An 18,910-nucleotide genomic window follows, 5' to 3' on the forward strand; every position below is an offset into this window, starting at 1 on the left:
TTTACACAAAAACGAGATAAAATTAGCTTAAAGCGCCTAGAATTGCTTTTAAAAGCTGTTTGTTATGGGTTTTAATATGAAAGGGTATCTATATTTCATATGATGTATATAGGCATTGTGAGGGCGTTAAAAGTGAGATGTGAGAGAGGTGTAGAACTATGAAGTGGTTACTATTCTTGTTTATTTTAATACCGGCGATTGAGATTACGGTCTTAATTGGATCAAGTCATGTAATAGGTTTATGGTCTACGTTCGCTATGATTGTATTTACAGGTGTTGTAGGTGTGTATTTGGCGAAAAGACAAGGGTTTAAAGTGCTTGGGGAGATTCAATCTAAGTTGAATAGAGGGGAAATGCCAGGTGAGGCGGTACTAGATGGTATTTTTGTATTTGTAGGAGGTATTCTCTTAGTGCTTCCTGGGTATGTGACAGATATGCTAGGGTTTATCTGCGTGATCCCTATTACGAGAGCTTTATTGAAGCCGCTTGTTATGAAGTGGATGGAATGGAAATTTAGAAAGAATTCTACTATTATTATTCAGAAATAGCACTTAGATTGTAGAAATCTAAGTGCTATTTTTTTTGTCTTGTAAGAGGAGAGGTATTTTCTGATTGAAGCTTTGCTTTACCGCGCTATTTGTGGGGTGGAATTTCTATCTCAAAGCTGGGCTGCTCGTAAGTGTCTGATGTGGGGCGAATGATGAGTGGGGATGAACAAAACGTTCGCTTATTATATTTGCTATATAATTTTCGTTTGAACTCTTGTGTGTACTTCGATTAAACTTGTGATTTTTTAGTGCTATTAATTTAGATGAATAAGATGGAGGGAAACGCTGCTAAATTAAAGTTTTGCTTTCTTATATAGAGGAACGATTGGTGTAAAAAATTCATATAAAAAGGCGGAGATTGTTAGTTGAAGTCTTATTTTATGCTATTTTGTATATTTATTCATTTACATAAAAAGTAATAAATGTAAATGATAATTATAAAATAAATAGAATAAATATGTAAAAACACCACGGAATATGCGTTTTTCATGCAAAAAAACAAGAGAATTATCTTTTTTGAGTGCAATTCTCTTGTTTTATGTAATAAGTATGAAAAATAAGTACAAGGAATAATCAGTGGGAATTTCCCACTGATTACAGGTAAGTTTTTTGTTGTGTATGAATTAGAAACTATTATTTTGAAGGTGAACCTTTAATATATTTCCACAAGTCATGGAAGACATTAGCTTTGTGTAATGTATTAAGTAGTACTAAGGTGACTGGGCCGATGATTAATCCTAAAAAGCCAAAAAGTTTAAAGCCGACAAATAGAGCGACGAGTGTTGCTAATGGATCGAGACCGATGTTAGATGAAAGTACTTTCGGCTCCATAATTTGTCTTTGGACAATCACGACGATGTATAAAATGAGAAGACCAATGGCGAATGCGGTATCGCCAGTGAAAAATACGTATATAACCCATGGAACAAAGACTGCGCCTGTTCCTAAATATGGTAGTAAATCTACAACCCCTGTAATAATCGCGATAGTAATGGCGTATGGTACGCGTAATATTAAAAGCCCGATTAGTACAATGACAGTTGTCATAGATACGAGTGTAAGTTGTGCTTTCACAAAACCAAACAAAGCTTTTCTTAAGTCGACAAAAATAGTTTTTCCATAGCCATGTACACGATTCGGTAGCAATTTTCTTGCTTTCTGAGCAAGACGGTGCCAATCGTAACTAATGAAGAAAGTGGCTAATAAAATGAATACAAGGACAGTTAAAGTTGTTGGCAGTGCACTAATGAAATTCGTTAACCCGCTTATAATGGCGGTTAAAAGTTCTTTCATTTGTGTTGTTGCCTCTGTTCCTAAGTTTTGAATGTTTTGTGTAATTGTATAGCGCTGTGGTTCTCCAAGATGATTAAATTTAGAGATTAAATCATCGTAGAGAGGCATAATATGATTAAGTGCAAATTGCTGAGCGAATGTAACGATATCTGGAAACTTTACTGTAACAAGTTGTAGTAAGTATGTTGTGGCAGATATTGCTTCAGTCACAAGATATGTAACAAGTCCAACGATAGCTCCAAATACGAGAATTAAGCTAACGAGTACTGCTAGTGCGCGAGGAAATTGTAGTTTTTGATTAAGGAAATTGACGACAGGATTAATCAAATAAGCAAATGCAAAAGCGATAATAAAAGGATAGATAAGCCCTGACATGTATAGTAATACATAGAACCCAGCTACCGTTGCTACAATGACAAATATGAGTCGCAATATCATATATAGTAAGTTTCGGTTCAAAGATGTATACCTCCCATTCCAATTTGGATTATCCTAATTCGTTCAACTTATAACGAGTGTGCCCCACTGATTAAAGTTTCACTTTACCCCGCATTAACGGGCAGTAAATCTCCTACCCGAAGTGCGGCTGGATCAAAGGAGTTAGCTGGAGATAAACTGCCCGTAAAAGCCCGATTGGTTCAACTAATAATCAGTGGAAAATGCCCCACTGATTAAAGTTTCACTTTATGTTATAGTGGAATGATGGATTTTTCCTGCTTTTTCAGTATGTGAGTGACTGTGAAAGCTTGGTGTTGATGCTTCTACTATATGGTAAAAACTTCATTTTCTCTTCTTTTTATTTTACCTGTTTCTAATTAGAAAAGAAAGAAGAGACGCCCGTTTTTTAAAATGTATACACGCTTAAATTTTGATGGTGAAAGTCTCAGTTTGTCATTTTAAAATACATAAAAAATGAAGTGATTCATGTTGAATAGGCATCGATATAGCATGTATAACGATAGGTTTAAAGGTATTTTTGTTTGGAAATGAGTTCATTATTTTCAGAAAGGAAGTGCAAACATGATTAGTCAGTCAACGTTATTTTTATTCATACTACTTATTATAGGACTTATTGCTAAAAACCAATCGCTTACTGTGGCTATTGGTGTGTTATTTTTATTGAAGTTTACGTTTTTAGGAGATAAGGTCTTTCCTTATTTACAAACGAAAGGAATTAACCTAGGTGTAACGGTCATTACAATAGCGGTTCTCGTACCAATTGCGACGGGGGAAATAGGTTTTAAACAACTTGGAGAAGCGGCAAAATCTTATTATGCGTGGATTGCTTTAGCTTCAGGTGTAGCGGTCGCTTTGTTAGCGAAAGGCGGCGTACAATTGTTGACAACGGATCCTCACATTACAACTGCGCTTGTTTTTGGGACAATTATAGCGGTTGCGCTATTTAATGGGGTTGCTGTTGGTCCGTTAATTGGGGCTGGAATTGCCTATGCGGTTATGAGTATTATACAAATGTTTAAATAAGGAATTTTATAGTAATATAAAATTTTTGAATTCTTTCTGTTCACAAAAGTCAGATAATTGTTTATAATAGGATTAGAAACTTTGAAAAGTTACATAACAGCAGAGACTTTACACCAGATAAAATAAAAATAACATAAAACAATTTTATAATGATATTGTTTTATGTTGTTTTTATCATAAAACTCTTCGGAATGTATTTTCCTCACTAACTTGTTGTTTTGAGCGTGAGGATTCGGGGAGACATTCACGCTCATGCTTTCCATGTAGACAATGGACAATAAGAGGGGAACATCGCAACAAATTTGCATGATCGTGCATTTTGCTTGCCTAAAGAGTGAACGGGCGTTCATAATTCATAAGGGGAGCAAATAGATATAAGGAGCAAGGTTGGGAGAATTTTCAGGAAAAGGAGAGAATGTCATGACTGTTATTCGAGGTTTAGAAGGGGTAGTAGCAACAACATCATCTGTGAGCTCTATTATTGATGATACATTAACTTATGTTGGGTATAATATTGATGATTTAGCTGAGAATGCTACGTTTGAAGAAGTAGTGTACTTATTATGGCACCGCAAGCTTCCTAATGAAAAAGAACTAGCGGAATTTAATGAAATTGTATCAGAATACTATAAAGTTCCAGGTGAGATTTTAACATATTTGAAACAAGTAGATTTAAAAATTGCACATCCGATGTCTGTTTTACGAACTGCAATTTCCATGCTATCATTATACGATGAGAGCGCTGAAATTATGGATGAAAAGTCTAATTATTTGAAAGCGGTTAAATTACAGGCGCAAGTCGGAACTTTAGTTGCTGCTTACGCGAGAATCCGTAAAGGTTTAGATATTGTTGAGCCAAGAAAGGATTTATCATTAGCTGCAAACTTCTTGTACATGTTAAATGATCGCGAGCCAAATGAAGTTGAAATTGAAGCTTTTGATAAGGCGCTTGTACTTCATGCAGATCATGAGTTAAACGCTTCTACATTTACTGCACGTGTTTGCGTAGCTACACTTTCAGATGTATATTCTGGTATTACAGCAGCAATCGGTGCATTAAAAGGTCCTCTTCACGGTGGGGCAAATGAGAATGTAATGAAGATGTTAACTGAGATTGGTGAAGAAGAAAATGTAGAGTCATATATTCATAATGCTCTTCAAAATAAAGTGAAAATCATGGGCTTTGGCCACCGTGTGTATGAGCAGGGTGATCCACGTGCAAAACACTTACGTGAAATGTCTAAGAGATTATGCGTGCTTTTAGGAGAAGAGAAATGGTATAATATGTCTATCAAAATTGAAGACATTGTAACAAAAGAAAAAGGTCTTCCACCAAATGTTGATTTCTATTCAGCTTCTGTATACCATTGTTTAGGAATTGACCATGACTTATTTACACCTATTTTTGCAATTAGCCGTATGTCAGGCTGGTTAGCTCATATTCTAGAACAATATGAAAACAACCGTTTAATTCGTCCGCGTGCTGATTATAATGGACCAACGCATCAAGTGTATGTTCCAATTGCACAACGATAAGCGAATAACACTATTTTGATAGTGAAAATACGCTTTCAAAAGTCTGATTTTTTCGGAAAGATGTAATGATTAGAATATTTTAATTTGACTAACGGTTTGAACTGAGGGGTTATTCCCTCAGTTTCATACATATGAAATTTCAAACATGGGGGTTATCACATTGACGACAGGTGAAAAAATTACTGTAACTAATGGTGTTATGAATGTACCAAACAATCCGATTATTCCGTTTATCGAGGGAGATGGAATTGGTCCTGATATTTGGGCAGCTGCATCTCGCGTACTAGAAGCAGCAGTTGAAAAAGCTTATGATGGTGAGAAGAAAATCGTTTGGAAAGAAGTGCTTGCAGGGGAAAAAGCATTCAACCAAACAGGCGAGTGGTTACCAGAAGAAACTTTAAACTTAATTCGTGAATATTTAATCGCGATTAAAGGTCCACTTACAACTCCAGTTGGCGGTGGTATTCGTTCTCTAAACGTAGCACTTCGTCAAGAATTAGATTTATATGTATGTCTACGTCCAGTTCGTTATTTTGAAGGTGTTCCTTCACCTGTAAAACGTCCGGAAGATACTGATATGGTTATTTTCCGTGAAAATACAGAAGACATTTATGCTGGAATTGAATATGCGCAAGGATCTCCAGAAGCAGAAAAAGTTCTTGCTTTCTTAAAAGAAGCAATGGGTGTTAATAAAATCCGCTTCCCAGAAACATCTGGTATTGGTATTAAGCCAATTTCAGAAGAAGGGACAAAGCGTCTTGTTCGTGCTGCAATTCAATATGCAATTAACGAAAAACGCTCTTCTGTTACATTAGTTCATAAAGGAAACATTATGAAATTTACAGAAGGTGCTTTCAAAAACTGGGGTTACGAAGTAGCGGAACAAGAATTTGGCGACAAAGTATTTACTTGGGCTGAATACGATCGTATCGTTGAAAAAGATGGTAAAGATGCAGCGAATAAAGCGATGGCAGACGCTGAAGTGGCTGGAAAAATCATCGTAAAAGATTCTATTGCAGACATCTTCTTACAACAAATTTTAACTCGTCCACGTGAGTTCGATGTTGTTGCAACAATGAACTTAAATGGTGACTATATCTCTGATGCACTTGCTGCACAAGTAGGTGGAATTGGTATTGCACCTGGTGCAAACATTAACTATGTGACTGGACATGCTATCTTTGAAGCTACACACGGTACAGCTCCAAAATATGCAGGTTTAGATAAAGTAAATCCATCTTCTGTTCTTCTTTCAGGTGTATTATTATTAGAACACTTAGGATGGAACGAAGCTGCGAAATTAGTAACTGCTTCTGTTGAGAAAACAATTGCTTCAAAAGTAGTAACTTATGATTTCGCACGCTTAATGGAAGGTGCAACAGAAGTGAAATGTTCTGAGTTCGCTAATGAACTTATTAAAAACATGGATGTAGCGATAATCAAAAACGCATAATTAAAGCGGGGGGTAAATTATGACAATCAAACGCAAGAAGGTTTCAGTCATCGGTGCAGGATTTACAGGAGCAACAACGGCATTCTTATTAGCACAAAAAGAACTTGCAGATGTTGTATTAGTGGACATTCCACAACTGGAAAATCCAACAAAAGGGAAAGCGTTAGATATGTTAGAAGCGAGCCCAGTACAAGGTTTTGATGCTAACATTATTGGAACATCTGATTACGCAGATACTGCTGATTCTGACGTTGTCGTTATTACAGCAGGTATTGCACGTAAGCCTGGTATGAGCCGTGATGACTTAGTAGCAACAAACTCTAAAATTATGAAAAGTATTACGCGCGACATTGCAAAACATTCACCAAATGCAATTATTGTTGTGTTAACAAATCCAGTTGATGCAATGACATATTCTGTATTTAAAGAAGCAGGATTCCCGAAAGAGCGTGTAATCGGCCAATCGGGTGTATTAGATACAGCTCGTTTCCGTACATTCATCGCACAAGAATTAAATCTTTCTGTAAAAGACATTACAGGATTTGTTCTTGGCGGACACGGTGACGACATGGTACCTCTTGTGCGTTATTCTTATGCAGGCGGTATTCCGTTAGAAACGTTAATTCCGAAAGAGCGTTTAGAAGCAATCGTAGAACGTACACGTAAAGGTGGCGGTGAGATTGTAGGCTTATTAGGAAACGGTAGTGCATATTACGCACCAGCAGCTTCTTTAGTTGAAATGACAGAAGCAATCTTAAAAGATCAACGCCGTATATTACCAGCTATTGCGTACCTTGAAGGTGAGTATGGTTATAGTGACCTTTACTTAGGGGTACCAGTAATTCTAGGTGGTAACGGAATTGAAAAAATTATTGAATTAGAACTTCTTGCAGATGAAAAAGAAGCGTTAGATCGCTCTGTAGAATCTGTACGTAATGTAATGAAAGTTCTTGTTTAATAATTGAATAGTAGTGAAAAAGATTCGGGATTCCGAATCTTTTTCTACTATTTACCGAATTGTTTTTTTGAAATAATATGAAAACGCTATCATTTGTAATATCCTATAATGAAACTGTAGATTTATACTATACATTGCCCTCATCATAGTAAATTTCGGATAAGGTATCGCTTTTAGTAGGATAATAAGGTGAAAAAATCGGAGGGGGTTGTAACATGTTAAAGAAAAAAGTTCAAATTGGTCGTAAAATGGATGAAATTACAGTAGGAGAGAAATTATCTATCACTGAAAAAATTGAGGATAAAGATTTGTTATTGTACTTAGGGTTAACGAATGATGCCAATCCATTATATATTCAGCATGATTACGCATCCCAAACTCCGTATGAAAAGCCGATTGTACCAAGCATTATGCTAACGGGAATGATTACAACGGCGGTTACGAAATATTTACCGGGTCCAGGAAGTCATATTACGAGAAAGGACCTTACATTCGTGAAACATGTTCACCATTATGAAACGTTACAAATCCACTTTGAAGTTGTGGCTGTTTCTGAGGAGGAACATACAATTGATATGCTTGTATCTGCTCATGATGAAAAAGGAGAAACTGTTGTGAAAGGTTCATTAACAGTAACGCCACCTTTTAAATCAGTTTCTATTATGGAAAAAGCATTAGATAATTTTTAAAAAGATGAAAATATGAATAGCGCTAGCATACCTTTCATAAGGATGCTAGCGCTATTTTTAGTTGAAGAACCCTTCTTTGAACCCTTCAGCAAATTCTGAGCACCCCGTTTTAATCGTATCCCAGCTCGGAGCGTTAAAAGCAAGGATACATGTGACTGCTAAAGATAGAATGGATAGTATTAGTCGCATAATAGACCTCCGTATATTATTAATTTATATATTAAGATTAATGATATAATTATCGGTAATTGAAGTCAATTAAAGGAGTGGTTTTTTAGGTAAGGTGGAAAAGAGAAGACGTGATCTTTGAAACGGTAAGAGAAGCTGAAGTGTGGGCAGACGGGGTTGCGAATGAAATGTATGGGAGAGTATTTGATGGATATGAAACACCAGATTATAAAATAGCGTATGCTCTTTCGTTTTTCCTAGCACAAAATCAAGATTTTATAGTTCATACGGAAGTGAGCTTTAAAGAAGAGAGGGCAATCTATAAAGTTTGGCAAAATCCTGTGTAGTTGCAGATGAATCGTAATTACTTCTATTTTCTCAATTCTACACAAACGATCTCCATGAATAGACAATTATATTGAGAGGGACCTTGTTTTCTAGTATGATGAGAATAACGGGGAAAATACTAGGATGAAGAAGGTTTCAAGTCTATAACTTGGAGGAAAAGAATGAACAATCGTATTTTAGTAGTTGATGATGAGGAATTTATCTTAACTTTAATCGAATTTAATTTACAACAAGCTGGGTTTGAAGTTATAACAGCGATGGATGGAGAAATGGCGCTTCAAAAAGCGACAACAGAACGCCCAGATTTAATTATATTAGATTTAATGCTTCCGAAAATGGATGGTATGGAAGTGTGTAAAGAATTACGATTGCAGCGCGTTATGACGCCGATTTTAATGTTAACGGCAAAAGATGATGAGTTTGATAAGGTGCTAGGCCTTGAACTTGGGGCAGATGATTATATGACAAAGCCATTTAGTCCAAGAGAAGTTGTTGCTCGTGTGAAGGCGATTTTGCGCCGTACGAAATTACAACAAGAAGAACAAGTTGCAGAAGCGCCAGATGAAGATAGCATCACAATTGCAGAACTTAAAATTTTACCGGAGTTTTATGAGGCTTATTTCCAAGGAAGAAAGCTTGAATTAACACCAAAAGAATTTGAACTACTTGTGTATCTTGCGAAAAATAAAAGTCGCGTGTTGACACGTGATCAATTACTAAGTGCTGTATGGAATTACGATTTTGCTGGTGATACACGAATTGTTGATGTTCATATTAGCCATTTGCGCGATAAAATTGAACAAAATACGAAAAAACCGACGTACATTAAAACGATACGTGGTTTAGGATATAAATTAGAGGAGCCAAAAGGGAATGAATAAATTTCGTTCCAGGCTTCTTTTTACATTTGTTTCTCTTATTGTATTTATTTTAGTTGGACTAGGTTTATTACTAGAAACTGTGTTTGAAAACTACTATATAGATCATGCTAAAGAGAGAATGGTAAAAGAGACAGAGTATGTTGCGACGTTAGCAGAAGAGCAAGGTTTTGATAATGTCTTAAAAAACCCATACGTATTTGAAAAGTTAGAAGAAAAAATACCAGCTTCTATCGTATTTTTGGATGAAAAAAAGAAAGTTCAATATAGAAAAGGACAAGAATTGGCATTTAGTCCAGAGACGATTAAAGAACTTTCTTCGGAAGTGGCAAAACAACGAAGTAAAGTGATTACGAAAGAAACGGATCGAAAGAATGAATTTTATCATGCGGTGTTCGTTCAAGATGTAGAAGGAAAACAAGGATACATTTTGGTGAAAAGTATAATTGATCCTTTAAGAGACGTACATCAAAAAACGTGGGGATTATTAATTATCGGATTTGTCATTGCTTGTCTCGTAGTTGTATTTTTAGGTATGAAAATTACAGGGCAATATATTAGGCCAATTGAATCGGTTACGAAAGTTGCAATTGAATTGGCAAAGGGCAATTATAAAGCACGTGCATACGAAAGTCATTCGGATGAAACAGGGATGCTGAGTAAAGCGATTAATATTTTAGCTCGAAATTTACAAGAGATGACACTTGAACAAGAAATGCAGCAAGATCGTCTGCATACGTTAATTGAAAATATGGGAAGCGGAATGATTTTAATTGATAGCCGAGGATATATAAACCTTGTAAACCGCTCTTATAAGGAAACTTTCCACGTAACAGATGAAGAATATTTAGATCGCTTATATTATGAATCGTTTCATCATACAGAAATTATTGAGCTTGTAGAAGAAATCTTTATGACAGAAGTGAAAGTGCGTAAACAAATGTTATTGCCACTTGGAATTGAACGGAAGCATTTCGAAGTATATGGAGCGCCGATTATCGGGACAAACCATGAATGGAAAGGGATTGTTCTCGTATTCCATGACATAACAGAGTTAAAGAAATTAGAACAAATGAGAAAAGACTTTTTAGCGAATGTTTCTCATGAATTAAAGACACCGATTACTTCTATTAAAGGTTTTTCAGAAACACTCTTAGACGGAGCGATGGATAATAAAAAATTCTGCGAACATTTCTTGCACATTATTTTAAAAGAAAGTGAGCGCATGCAAGGATTAATTGAAGATTTATTAGATTTGTCGAAGATCGAACAACAAGGATTTAAATTAAATATGGGAACCGTTGATATGAAGGGGCTGCTTGAAGATATTCATATGGTACTTGATAATAAAGCAGGAGAAAAAGAAATCTCTTTACAAGTTAATGTATTAAAACGTGCCTCTGTTATTGGAGATCCAAGTCGTTTGAAACAAATCTTTATTAATTTAATTAATAACGCAATCGTATATACACCGGCTGGAGGCGTTGTTTCAGTAGAGTTAGCGGAAGATAAATATAATGCTTATATAAAAGTATCGGATACTGGAATTGGTATTAGTAAAGAGGAAATTCCGCGTATTTTTGAACGTTTCTACCGGGTGGATAAAGCAAGAAGTAGAAATACTGGTGGTACCGGCCTTGGATTGTCGATCGTAAAGCATTTAGTTGAGGCGCATCAAGGTACGATTACAGTAGATAGTGAAGTTGGAGAAGGGACAACGTTTACAGTTGTTTTACCGAAATCAGCAACTGAAAAATAGGATGAAGGATGTTTACAATATATTAACAATGGCTTAATTAAATATTAATAAAGCTCTGTTAATATAATACATGAAAACCCCTTCATCCAAGGAGTAATTTTGGACGAGAATAGTTAAGCTGTTCTCGTCACTTCCCTTTATGCCAATATAAGTCTGTTTTATATATGAAAGAAAATAGCCGTTATTTTTCTTCTCTCTATTAGTCATGTTAATATAGAGAGAGGAAAGGAACGGTTTTTTTCTGTGAAAAAAATCATTTCAAATTTGTATGGGGAGGTTTCAATTTTGGAAAAAAAGGTCGTATTAGTAGATGGTAATAATATCGCGTATCGTGCTTTCTTTGCACTACCGCTTTTAAATAACGACAAAGGTATACATACGAACGCAATTTACGGTTTTACAATGATGTTAATGAGAATATTAGAGGAAGAAAAGCCAACTCATATGTTAGTGGCGTTTGATGCAGGCAAAACAACGTTCCGTCATAAAACGTATAGTGAGTATAAAGGAGGACGTCAAAAGACTCCACCTGAATTATCAGAGCAGTTCCCGTTTATTCGTGAGATGCTGGATGCGTTCAATGTACCGCGTTATGAATTAGAAAATTATGAAGCGGATGACATCATGGGAACGTTAGCGAAAGAAGCGAGTGAGCAAGGGGCAAGTGTAAAAGTTATTTCAGGAGATAAAGATTTACTTCAACTTGTTTCTGATAACACGCTTGTATGTATTCCGCGAAAAGGGATTACAGAAGTGGATGAATATACGAAAGAAGCTTTATTTGAAAAATACAGCTTATCACCAAAGCAAATTATCGATATGAAAGGTTTAATGGGAGACCAGTCAGATAATATACCGGGTGTACCAGGAGTTGGTGAAAAAACGGCAATTAAATTGTTAACACAGTTTGGAACGGTTGAAGCGGTGTATGAAAATATAGATCAAGTAAGTGGGAAGAAATTAAAAGAAAAACTGGAAGAAAATAAAGAACAAGCTCTTATGAGTAAGGATCTTGCAACTATTATTACAGATGCGCCGATTACAGTTCATGTGGATGATATGGTGTATAAAGGATATGAAGCAAGTGATGTCATTCCAATGTTCGAGAGTTTAGGATTTACATCTCTTTTAAATAAATTAGGCGTTACGCCAGAAGCAACAGCTCCAGCTGAATTAGATGATATTACATTTGATATTGTGGAAGAAGTTACAGAAGAAATGCTTCAGCAAGATAGTGCGCTTATCGTTGAAGTACAAGAAGATAACTATCATAAAGCAGACATTCAAGGTTTCGGTATTCAAAATGAAAATGGATGTTACTTTATTCAGACAGACATTGCTCTTAAGTCAGATGCTTTTAAAGAGTGGCTTGCAGATGGAGAAATGAGAAAGCATACATTTGATGCGAAGCGTGCAATCGTTGCACTGAAATGGAATGGGATAGATATGCAAGGGATTGACTTTGATCTATTAATCGCTGCTTATTTACTTGACCCGGCTGATACAGATAAAGATTTCCGTACTGTAGCGAAAATGAAAGAAACGCATGCTGTGAAATCAGATGAAGAAGTTTACGGAAAAGGTGCGAAGCGTGCGGTTCCAGAGTTAGAGGTAGTCGCGGAGCATGTGGCTCGTAAAGTGCATGTATTATATGATGTAAAGCAAACATTCGTTGAAGAGTTAAAGAAGAATGAGCAATATGAACTGTTTACAGAATTAGAATTGCCGCTTGCACGTGTATTAGCTGATATGGAAGTAAAGGGTGTAAAAGTTGATACAGAGCGTCTTCGTAATATGGGAGAAGAACTTGCGGGTAGATTAAAGGAAATGGAACAGGAAATTTATAAGCTTGCGGGAACAGAATTTAATATTAATTCACCGAAGCAGCTTGGTGTTATTCTGTTTGAGAACTTAAACTTACCGGTTATTAAAAAGACGAAAACAGGTTATTCTACGTCAGCTGATGTACTAGATAAGCTTATGAATCACCATGAAATCATTCCAAATATTTTACATTATCGTCAATTAGGGAAGCTAAATTCAACTTACATTGAAGGTTTACTGAAAGTTGTACATGAAGATTCATCTAAAATTCATACTCGCTTTAATCAAGTGTTAACGCAAACAGGTCGATTAAGTTCAACGGATCCGAACTTGCAAAATATCCCGATTCGATTAGAAGAAGGAAGAAAGATTCGTCAGGCATTTGTTCCATCAGAAGAAGGATGGATTATGTATGCGGCTGATTATTCACAAATCGAACTGCGTGTATTAGCTCATATTGCAAATGATAAAGGGCTAGTTGAAGCGTTCCAACATGACATGGATATTCATACGAAAACAGCTATGGATGTATTTGGCGTTGAAAAAGATGAAGTAACTTCAAATATGAGACGACAAGCGAAAGCTGTTAACTTCGGAATTGTGTATGGTATTAGTGATTATGGTCTTTCACAAAACTTGGGAATTACAAGAAAAGCAGCAGCGGAATTTATTGAAAAGTATTTAGAAAGTTTCCCTGGTGTACAAGAATACATGGAGGACATCGTAAAAGATGCGAAACAAAAAGGATATGTAGCTACATTATTAAATCGTCGCCGTTATATTCCAGAAATTACGAGTCGTAATTTTAACTTGCGTAGCTTCGCTGAGCGTACAGCGATGAATACACCAATTCAAGGTACTGCAGCAGATATTATTAAAAAAGCGATGATTATTATGGCAGATCGTTTAGAAGAAGAAGGATTACAAGCGCGTCTTCTTCTGCAAGTACACGATGAATTAATATTTGAAGCACCAAAAGAAGAAATCGAAAAATTAGAGCAGCTTGTACCTGAAGTAATGGAACATGCGATTGAACTTGCAGTTCCGCTGAAAGTTGATTATTCTTACGGTCCAACTTGGTACGACGCAAAATAAGGAAGTGATGAAATGCCTGAATTACCAGAGGTTGAAAACGTCAGACGGACACTTGAAAATCTTGTAACAGGAAAAACGATTGAAGATGTTATTGTTACTTATCCAAAAATAGTGAAACGACCGGATGATGCAGAAATCTTTAAAGAAATGCTAAAAGGCGAGAAGATTGAAAATATAAAGCGAAGAGGAAAGTTTTTGCTTTTATATGTAACGAATTATGTCATTGTTTCACATTTGCGTATGGAAGGTAAGTTTTTACTGCATCAAGAGGATGAGCCGATTGATAAACATACGCACGTCCGTTTCTTATTTACAGATGGAACGGAATTACATTATAAAGATGTGAGAAAGTTTGGTACGATGCATCTCTTTAAGAAAGGTGAAGAAATGAACCAAATGCCTCTTGCTGACTTAGGTCCGGAGCCATTTGATGCTGAAATGACACCGCAGTATTTACAAGAAAGATTACAAAAGACAAATCGTAAAATAAAAGTTGTGCTACTGGACCAGCGTCTTTTAGTAGGGCTTGGAAATATATATGTAGATGAAGTTTTATTCCGTTCTCAAATTCATCCAGAACGAGAAGCTTCGTCTTTAACAGTAGAAGAAATTGAGCGAATTTATGAGGCTACCGTTACAACGCTAGGCGAAGCAGTAAAGCGTGGCGGAAGTACAATTCGGACGTATATCAACTCACAAGGGCAAATTGGTTCGTTCCAAGAACTCCTAAATGTATATGGGAAAAAGGGAGAGCCGTGCGTAACTTGTGGCACGATATTAGAAAAAACAGTTGTTGGCGGGCGAGGAACGCATTACTGCCCAATTTGTCAGCCTAGAATATAGAAAAGAGATAACATCGGATAGGCATTTGTCATATACATACAGCAGAGCTATGTATAAGGGAGGAGCTTACCGATGTACCTTTATTTATCTCTTATTTTATTAGCTTTTACATTAAGCTTAGATAGCTGTAGTGTAGGGCTAACATATGGTTTAAGAAGCGTAAGAATTCCACTAAGATCAATTATAATTATCGGAATGTGTTCAGCGGCTGTTATGCTTGTTTCAATGGGAATTGGACATATGATCGCGAAAGTATTTTCACCTGTTATCGCAACGCGTATCGGTGGGCTTGTTCTTATTGGAATAGGGATTTGGGTATTATATCAATTTTTTCGAAGTGAGAAAAAAGAAGAACCGAAGCAAGAGGAGAAGGTCTGGAAATTAGAGATTGCCTCGCTAGGCCTAGTGATTCAAATTTTACGGAAACCGACTGTTGCAGATTTTGATAAATCAGGCACCATTTCTGCAGGAGAAGCATTACTTCTTGGTATAGCTCTTTCTGTAGATTCATTTGGTGCCGGAATTGGTGCATCTTTATTAGGGTATGCACCCGCTATGATGGCGATATTAGTTGCAGTTATGAGTTCTTTGTTTTTATTTATTGGAATGAAACTTGGAACGGTTTTATCAAATATGAAGTGGTTACAAAAATTTACATTCCTGCCTGGAGTATTACTCATCATTATTGGAATTTGGAAAATGTAAGTATGGGCGTGGAACATTAGTTTCGCGCCTTTTATTATGAGGAGGATTATTATGACAGTAGTAATTGGATTAACGGGAGGCATTGCAAGCGGAAAAAGTACGGTATCAGAAATGTTTCGTGAACTGAGCATACCAGTTATTGATGCAGATATTATCGCAAGAGAAGTTGTAGAGCGAGGAAAACCAGCATATAACAAAATAGTAGAAGTATTTGGAACGGAAGTGTTACAAGAAGATGGAGAATTAGATCGTCCAAAACTAGGAAGTGTCGTTTTCTATAATGAAGAAAAACGATTGCAGTTAAATAAAATTGTTCATCCTGCAGTGCGTGAGGAAATGAATAGGCAAAAGGAAATGTACATAAAAGAAGGTATGCAAGCGGTTGTGTTAGATATTCCTCTCTTATTTGAAAGCAAATTAACAAGTCTCGTTGACCGCATTTTAGTTGTAGCGGTTAAGCCGCATACGCAATTAGAACGTTTAATGAAACGAAATAACTTTTCAGAAGAAGAAGCAACAGCTCGTATTCAATCTCAAATGCCGTTAGAAGAAAAAGTGGAAAATGCAGATGAAGTGATAAATAATGATGGCACAATTATGGGAACGAAAACACAATTGCAGGTAATTTTAAAGAAGTGGAACATTATTGACTAAAAAATTGTGAAATTAATGAAAATGCTTAGTGACATATCCCCTTTTTGTGTTATACTATTATTGGGATTGGAGATAAATAGTATAACGCATTCAAGGGGGATAACATATTATGACTCGTGTGGCAATTAATGGATTTGGACGTATTGGGAGAATGGTATTTCGTCAAGCAATAAAAGAAAGCGCATTCGAAATTGTAGCAATCAATGCAAGCTATCCATCTGAAACGTTAGCACACTTAATTAAATATGATACAGTTCATGGCAAGTTTGACGGAACAGTAGAAGCATTTGAAGATCACTTATTAGTTGATGGAAAAATGATTCGCCTTTTAAACAACCGCGATCCAAAGGAATTGCCTTGGACAGATTTAGGTGTTGAAGTTGTAATTGAAGCAACTGGTAAATTTAATTCGAAAGAAAAAGCAATTCTTCACGTTGAAGCTGGAGCGAAAAAAGTTATTTTAACAGCGCCTGGTAAAAATGAAGATGTAACAATTGTAGTTGGTGTGAACGAAGACCAATTAGATATTACAAAACATACTGTTATTTCAAATGCATCTTGTACAACAAATTGTTTAGCGCCTGTTGTGAAGGTGTTAGATGAGCAGTTTGGAATTGAAAACGGTTTAATGACGACAGTTCACGCTTATACAAATGACCAAAAAAATATTGATAACCCACATAAAGATTTAAGAAGAGCACGTGCTTGCGGACAATCAATCATTCCGACAACGACAGGTGCTGCGAAAGCGCTAGCAAAAGTTCTTCCACATTTAAACGGAAAACTTCATGGTATGGCACTTCGTGTACCAACACCAAACGTGTCTCTTGTTGATTTAGTAGTAGATGTAAAACGCGATGTGACAGTTGAAGCTATTAACGATGCATTCAAAACTGTTGCAAACGGTGCGTTAAAAGGTATTGTAGAATTCAGCGAAGAGCCTTTAGTATCTATCGACTTTAATACAAATACACACTCAGCTATTATCGATGGTTTATCTACAATGGTAATGGGTGATCGTAAAGTGAAAGTACTTGCTTGGTATGATAACGAGTGGGGCTACTCTCGTCGTGTTGTAGATCTTGTAACGTTAGTTGTTCAAGAGTTAGCGAAACAAGAAAATGTGCAACACATTTAAGTGAATAAGGGAGGAGAGGGCAAGGCAATATTTGCCCTCTTTTTTTAATTTTTTCTGAAAAGGAAAAAAATTATATAAGTATATTTTAAAAAGTGGACATACCACGAAACGTTGTGATTACTGCATTTGTGAATCGTTTATTTTTTTTAGGGAAAAGTAAAGAGGAAAATATGACAGAAAATCGAAAAAACTGTTGTTGCAAAATGAAAATAAACAAAGTATACTAACACTCGTAAACTTAAGAGCTGAGGTACGTAGTCACTACTTAAAGGGTTAGGACCTCTCTGGACTAACTTTCCCCCGTGGTAGTGGAGCAAGCCAAATTGCAAATTAGTTTTCAATTCGAACAGTTAGAATAAATTTACAAGGGGGAACTGTAGAATGGATACTATGGATACGATGGGTCGTCACGTGATCGCTGAACTTTGGGATTGCGATTTCGACAAGCTTAATGACATGCCGTATATTGAACAATTATTTGTGGATGCAGCACTAAGAGCTGGTGCTGAAGTGCGTGAGGTTGCTTTCCATAAATTTGCACCACAAGGTGTAAGTGGAGTAGTAATTATCTCAGAATCACATTTAACAATTCATAGCTTTCCGGAGCACGGTTACGCAAGTATTGATGTTTATACTTGTGGGGATCGTATTGATCCAAATGTTGCTGCAGAATATATTGCAGAGGGTTTAAACGCGAAAACGCGTGAGAGCATCGAGCTTCCTCGAGGCACTGGTAGCTTCGAAATTAAGCAGAGAGAAACAAAAGCTCTTTAAAAAAGAACATAATTGATTTAAAATGTAAAGAGGTGTATAATGCACCTCTTTTTTAGTTTATAAAAAAGGGAAAATATAACGTACTCGTTAGTTGAATAAATTGGACTCTTGCAAATGAGGTAGTGCCCTATATACCATCTTATTTTTAAGGATGAGATGATAAAGTGATGCGCTGGAACTTAAAGTGGTAAGAGAGTTAGAATGAGTTATATAATATTGTATATATATTTTAGGTGAAGTGAGTAGAGAAAAATAAAGAGTATAGTGTAAAGGAGTGAATGAATTGCGTTGTCCATCCTGTTCTCATAATGGTACAAGAGTGTTAGATTCGCGTCCGGTAGACGAGGGGCGCTCTATTCGAAGAAGGAGAGAGTGTGAAAGCTGCTTAAGTCGCTTTACGACCTTTGAAAGGGTAGAAGAGTCACCTCTTATCGTTGTAAAAAAAGAAGGCACACGAGAAGAGTTTAATAAAGAAAAGATTTTACGCGGTTTAATTAAAGCGTGTGAAAAAAGACCAGTATCTTTAAGACAATTAGAAGAAGTAACACAAAGCGTGGAACGTGAACTGCGTAATTTAGGTATATCAGAAGTGAAAAGTGATATGATTGGTGAAATTGTTATGGAAGAACTTCGCGATATTGATGATGTTGCTTACGTACGTTTTGCTTCTGTATATCGTCAATTTAAAGATTTAAATGTATTTATTGAAGAATTAAAAGATATACTGCAAAAAGAAAGAGAGTAGAAGTTGTATTTTATTCTCTT

At 36.1% G+C, this 18,910-nt stretch carries 18 protein-coding genes; 16 read left to right on the forward strand and 2 right to left on the reverse strand.

The window, feature by feature from the left end:
* Nucleotides 1-158: 158 nt before the first annotated feature.
* The gene (locus ACTFRU_RS26625; RefSeq protein ID WP_000871628.1) at nt 159-548 is read left to right on the forward strand and encodes an FxsA family protein; all 390 of its coding nucleotides are present in this window, start codon (nt 159-161) and stop codon (nt 546-548) included.
* Between the two features lie 633 nt (nt 549-1,181).
* Here ACTFRU_RS26625 and ytvI read toward each other — a convergent pair.
* A complete protein-coding gene (gene ytvI, locus ACTFRU_RS26630) occupies nt 1,182-2,300 on the reverse strand; it encodes a sporulation integral membrane protein YtvI (protein WP_001081388.1) in 1,119 nt (372 codons plus the stop codon).
* Nucleotides 2,301-2,861: 561 nt separating this feature from the next.
* On the opposite strand from ytvI, the gene ACTFRU_RS26635 reads away from it, so the two are divergent.
* The 5 genes from ACTFRU_RS26635 to ACTFRU_RS26655 all read left to right on the forward strand — a co-directional run bounded on the left by ACTFRU_RS26635 (nt 2,862) and on the right by ACTFRU_RS26655 (nt 7,959).
* A complete protein-coding gene (locus ACTFRU_RS26635) occupies nt 2,862-3,323 on the forward strand; it encodes a DUF441 domain-containing protein (RefSeq protein ID WP_000625507.1) in 462 nt (153 codons plus the stop codon).
* Nucleotides 3,324-3,710: 387 nt separating this feature from the next.
* A complete protein-coding gene (gene citZ / locus ACTFRU_RS26640; protein ID WP_000503652.1) occupies nt 3,711-4,859 on the forward strand; it encodes a citrate synthase in 1,149 nt (382 codons plus the stop codon).
* Nucleotides 4,860-5,019: 160 nt separating this feature from the next.
* Complete coding sequence (icd, locus tag ACTFRU_RS26645) at nt 5,020-6,312, forward strand: NADP-dependent isocitrate dehydrogenase (protein ID WP_000206898.1); 1,293 nt, start codon at nt 5,020-5,022, stop codon at nt 6,310-6,312.
* A 19-nt stretch (nt 6,313-6,331) separates the two neighbouring features.
* On the forward strand, nt 6,332-7,270 hold the full coding sequence (gene mdh, locus ACTFRU_RS26650; protein ID WP_000153230.1) for a malate dehydrogenase: 939 nt from the start codon (nt 6,332-6,334) through the stop codon (nt 7,268-7,270).
* 215 nt (nt 7,271-7,485) lie between these two features.
* Nucleotides 7,486-7,959, forward strand: a complete 474-nt coding sequence (locus tag ACTFRU_RS26655; RefSeq protein ID WP_000914180.1) for a MaoC family dehydratase — start codon at nt 7,486-7,488, stop codon at nt 7,957-7,959.
* 57 nt (nt 7,960-8,016) lie between these two features.
* Here the strand turns inward: ACTFRU_RS26655 and ACTFRU_RS26660 are convergent, their stop codons facing one another.
* Entirely contained in the window at nt 8,017-8,148 is a 132-nt protein-coding gene (locus ACTFRU_RS26660; RefSeq protein ID WP_001237022.1) for a hypothetical protein, read from the reverse strand.
* A gap of 110 nt (nt 8,149-8,258) precedes the next feature.
* Here ACTFRU_RS26660 and ACTFRU_RS26665 point away from each other — a divergent pair, with 110 nt between their 5' ends.
* The 10 genes from ACTFRU_RS26665 (at nt 8,259) to nrdR (ending at nt 18,890) form a co-directional block, all read left to right on the forward strand.
* Nucleotides 8,259-8,474 carry a hypothetical protein gene (locus ACTFRU_RS26665; RefSeq protein ID WP_002041874.1) on the forward strand — a complete coding sequence of 72 codons (216 nt, stop codon included), beginning with the start codon at nt 8,259-8,261 and terminating at the stop codon, nt 8,472-8,474.
* 162 nt (nt 8,475-8,636) lie between these two features.
* Nucleotides 8,637-9,356: a two-component system response regulator PhoP gene (phoP, locus tag ACTFRU_RS26670; RefSeq protein WP_001065220.1), complete on the forward strand. Its 720-nt coding sequence runs from the start codon at nt 8,637-8,639 to the stop codon at nt 9,354-9,356.
* Entirely contained in the window at nt 9,349-11,112 is a 1,764-nt protein-coding gene (gene phoR, locus ACTFRU_RS26675; protein WP_001032106.1) for a sensory box histidine kinase PhoR, read from the forward strand. Before phoP ends, phoR begins: the two co-directional genes overlap by 8 nt.
* 285 nt (nt 11,113-11,397) lie before the next feature.
* A complete protein-coding gene (gene polA, locus ACTFRU_RS26680; protein ID WP_049107021.1) occupies nt 11,398-14,031 on the forward strand; it encodes a DNA polymerase I in 2,634 nt (877 codons plus the stop codon).
* A gap of 12 nt (nt 14,032-14,043) precedes the next feature.
* Nucleotides 14,044-14,874: a DNA-formamidopyrimidine glycosylase gene (mutM, locus tag ACTFRU_RS26685; RefSeq protein WP_001114478.1), complete on the forward strand. Its 831-nt coding sequence runs from the start codon at nt 14,044-14,046 to the stop codon at nt 14,872-14,874.
* A 72-nt stretch (nt 14,875-14,946) separates the two neighbouring features.
* Complete coding sequence (ytaF, locus tag ACTFRU_RS26690; protein WP_000281744.1) at nt 14,947-15,579, forward strand: sporulation membrane protein YtaF; 633 nt, start codon at nt 14,947-14,949, stop codon at nt 15,577-15,579.
* A gap of 51 nt (nt 15,580-15,630) precedes the next feature.
* Nucleotides 15,631-16,233, forward strand: coding sequence for a dephospho-CoA kinase (coaE, locus tag ACTFRU_RS26695; protein WP_016123436.1), 603 nt, complete (start codon nt 15,631-15,633; stop codon nt 16,231-16,233).
* 109 nt (nt 16,234-16,342) lie between these two features.
* Nucleotides 16,343-17,371: a glyceraldehyde-3-phosphate dehydrogenase gene (locus tag ACTFRU_RS26700; protein ID WP_000198975.1), complete on the forward strand. Its 1,029-nt coding sequence runs from the start codon at nt 16,343-16,345 to the stop codon at nt 17,369-17,371.
* Between the two features lie 390 nt (nt 17,372-17,761).
* Nucleotides 17,762-18,145 (forward strand): adenosylmethionine decarboxylase, encoded by a 384-nt coding sequence (speD, locus tag ACTFRU_RS26705; RefSeq protein ID WP_002003660.1) that lies wholly within the window; start codon nt 17,762-17,764, stop codon nt 18,143-18,145.
* A gap of 283 nt (nt 18,146-18,428) precedes the next feature.
* Nucleotides 18,429-18,890: a transcriptional regulator NrdR gene (nrdR, locus tag ACTFRU_RS26710; protein WP_001203687.1), complete on the forward strand. Its 462-nt coding sequence runs from the start codon at nt 18,429-18,431 to the stop codon at nt 18,888-18,890.
* The last annotated feature ends 20 nt before the right edge of the window (nt 18,891-18,910 follow it).

The sequence above is a fragment of the Bacillus cereus group sp. MYBK220-1 genome (genome assembly GCF_051916445.1).
Taxonomy (GTDB): Bacteria; Bacillota; Bacilli; order Bacillales; family Bacillaceae_G; genus Bacillus_A; species Bacillus_A cereus.